At 66.8% G+C, this 569-nt stretch carries 1 pseudogene; it reads left to right on the forward strand.

Annotation, left to right across the window (positions count from 1 at the left end):
* Positions 1 to 569 (forward strand): annotated as a pseudogene (locus SBI80_RS28150) (4-hydroxy-2-oxovalerate aldolase); the annotation flags it as partial.

A 569-nucleotide genomic window follows, 5' to 3' on the forward strand; every position in this document is an offset into this window, starting at 1 on the left:
TCTACTTCGACCCGATGTGGGACGTCCGGATGACCGACACCTCGCTGCGCGACGGGTCGCATCACAAGCGCCACCAGTTCACCAAGGAAGAGGTCGGCGCCATCGTCGCCGCCCTGGACACCGCCGGTGTCCCGGTGATCGAGGTCACCCACGGTGACGGGCTGGGAGGGTCGAGCTTCAACTACGGGTTCTCCAAGACCCCCGAGCAGGAGCTGATCAAGCTGGCCGCGCAGACGGCCACGAACTCCAAGATCGCGTTCCTGATGCTGCCCGGGGTGGGCACCAAGGAGGACATCAAGGAAGCGCAGAACAATGGCGGGGCGATCTGCCGGATCGCCACCCACTGCACCGAGGCCGACGTGTCGATCCAGCACTTCGGGTTGGCCCGCGAACTCGGGCTGGAGACCGTCGGGTTCCTGATGATGAGCCACACCATCAGCCCGGAGAAGCTCGCCGCCCAAGCCCGGATCATGGCCGACGCCGGCTGCCAATGCGTCTACGTCGTCGACTCCGCCGGTGCGCTGGTCCTCGAAGGGGTGGCCGACCGGGTGGCCGCGTTGGTCGCCGAA

Source organism: Mycolicibacterium sichuanense (assembly GCF_033741125.1).
Taxonomy (GTDB): Bacteria; Actinomycetota; Actinomycetes; order Mycobacteriales; family Mycobacteriaceae; genus Mycobacterium.